A 2317-nucleotide genomic window follows, 5' to 3' on the forward strand; every position below is an offset into this window, starting at 1 on the left:
TGAAAGACGGCGCCGGCAAAGTAGCCCTGGCCAGGATGGCGTTTAGCCCGATCGGTGCGTTTAAAGCCACCTCGCTGGAAGACATCAATCCACCCGAAATCGGCCAGGCCACAAAATTTGCGCTGGATTCCCGGTTAGGATACCTGTTTTATGCCGTTGGCGGAAAACTTTACCAGTACGACATGGACACAAAAGTGGCCAAAGTGGCGAAAGATTATGGCAGCCGGGAAATCACGTTGTTGAAGTCGAGCCGTGCGGTGCGCATTACGCCCGTGGAAATCGCACTATACCCGCAATATTACCTCGAGCGCTACGAATCCCCCGTCTATGGCTTGTGCGTGGGCACCTGCAACCCGGGCGCTCCGGCCGGCACCGGTCAGCTCGATGTACTGAAAGTGCCCACTCTCATGGGCGACATCACGCCTTTCTACAGCTTTACCGGCCTGGACAGGATTGTGGACGTATGTTACAATGAGTTCTGACGAAGCCTGATCTTCATCCCGATACCAACCATTAAAGAGCCGGAGCGATCCGGCTTTTTTGATGAAAAGAAAATCCCCCCAGGCACAGGCGCCCGGAGGGATCTGATATGATTTCCGTAACAGGTTACAGGTCGAATTTAATCCCCTGTGCCAGCGGCAGTTTATTGCTGTAGTTGATGGTGTTGGTTTGCCGGCGCATGTAAGCTCTCCAGGCGTCGGAACCGCTTTCACGGCCGCCGCCGGTTTCCTTTTCTCCGCCGAAAGCACCGCCTATTTCCGCGCCGCTCGTACCGATGTTGACGTTGGCGATCCCGCAATCGGAACCCGCCTGCGACAGGAACTGCTCCGCCTCGCGGAGGTTCAGCGTCATGATGGCGGACGATAAACCCTGGGGCACCCCGTTCTGCAATGCGATCGCCTCGTCGAGGTCGGAATAGCGGATCAGGTAGAGGATGGGCGCGAAGGTTTCGTGCTGCACGATTTTGAAGTCGTTTTTCACCTCGGCGATAGCCGGTTTCACATAGCAGCCCGATTCGTAGCCCGCGCCTTCCAGCACACCGCCTTCCACGGCGAAAGTCCCGCCTTCCTGCTTGCAGGCCTCGATGGAGTTCAGGTAAGCCTGCACGGCGTCTTTATCGATCAGCGGGCCAACGTGGTTTTGCTCGTCCAGCGGATCGCCGATGCGCAGTTGTTTGTAAGCGCTCACGAGTTTGGCTTTAAAGGCGTCATACACGCTGTCGTGGATGATGAGCCTGCGCGTGGAGGTGCAACGCTGGCCTGCCGTGCCTACGGCGCCGAAAACGCAGCCGATGAGCGACATGTCGAGGTCTGCGTCTTTCGAAATGATGATCGCATTGTTCCCGCCCAGTTCCAGCAACGCACGTCCGAGCCTGGCGCCCACGGCCGCGCCAACGGCTTTGCCCATGCGGGTGGAGCCTGTGGCGGAAACGAGGGGCACGCGCCCGTCGGCCGACATCCATTCACCCACGGCACGGTCGCCCGTTACGAGGCAGGATACGCCTTCCGGCACGCCGTTGGCCGCAAAAACTTTCGCGGTGATATGCTGGCAGGCGAGTGCGGTCAGGGGTGTTTTTTCAGAAGGCTTCCAGATGCAAACGTCGCCGCAAACCCAGGCGAGCATCGAGTTCCAGCTCCATACCGCTACGGGGAAGTTGAATGCGGAAATGATGCCTACGATGCCGAGGGGGTGCCATTGTTCGTACATCCGGTGGCCCGGGCGTTCCGAATGCATGGTGAGGCCGTGCAGCTGGCGGCTCAGGCCCACCGCGAAGTCGCAGATATCGATCATCTCCTGGACTTCCCCATATCCTTCCTGGAGGCTTTTGCCCATTTCGTAAGATACCAGGCGGCCGAGGGCTTCCTTGTTGGCGCGAAGGGCTTCGCCCAGCTGGCGGACTACCTCGCCGCGCCTGGGCGCAGGCCATAGGCGCCAGGCGCCGAAGGCCGACTGGGCCGTTTTCACCACTTCGTCGTAATTATCCCTGGAAGCGGCCGTTACTTTGGCGATCTCCCGGCCGTCTACCGGCGAAAAAGACACGATTTCGGCCCCGCCGGCTTTCAGTATGTTACTGCCGGTGGAAACGCCGCTGTTGGTACCGGCAATGCCGAATTGTTGCAGAATCTGCTCCATCTTGCTAGTGTTTTTTGTAAATTTCGTTCATGAACTTTTTAAAGTCTCCCTGGCCCTGGTATATCGCCGGTCCGCTCATCGGTTTGTCGGTGCCATTGCTGATGCTTATCGGCAATAAGGCGCTCGGCATCTCGTCGTCGCTCCGGCATATCTGTGCGGCCTGTCTTCCCGGCAAAATTCCGTT

At 58.4% G+C, this 2317-nt stretch carries 2 protein-coding genes and 1 pseudogene; 2 read left to right on the plus strand and 1 reads right to left on the minus strand.

Features of this window, described 5'->3' with window-relative positions; translation table 11 throughout:
- Nucleotides 1-482: hypothetical protein (locus tag Q0510_RS12025; RefSeq protein WP_298711753.1), on the plus strand; the 482-nt coding region annotated here is incomplete at its 5' end.
- Between the two features lie 124 nt (nt 483-606).
- Here Q0510_RS12025 and Q0510_RS12030 read toward each other — a convergent pair.
- Nucleotides 607-2133: an aldehyde dehydrogenase family protein gene (locus Q0510_RS12030; protein WP_298711755.1), complete on the minus strand. Its 1527-nt coding sequence runs from the start codon at nt 2131-2133 to the stop codon at nt 607-609.
- Nucleotides 2134-2162: 29 nt separating this feature from the next.
- On the opposite strand from Q0510_RS12030, the pseudogene Q0510_RS12035 reads away from it, so the two are divergent.
- Nucleotides 2163-2317 (plus strand): annotated as a pseudogene (locus Q0510_RS12035) (YeeE/YedE family protein); the annotation flags it as partial.

The organism is uncultured Chitinophaga sp. (genome assembly GCF_937874145.1).
Taxonomy (GTDB): domain Bacteria; phylum Bacteroidota; class Bacteroidia; order Chitinophagales; family Chitinophagaceae; genus Chitinophaga.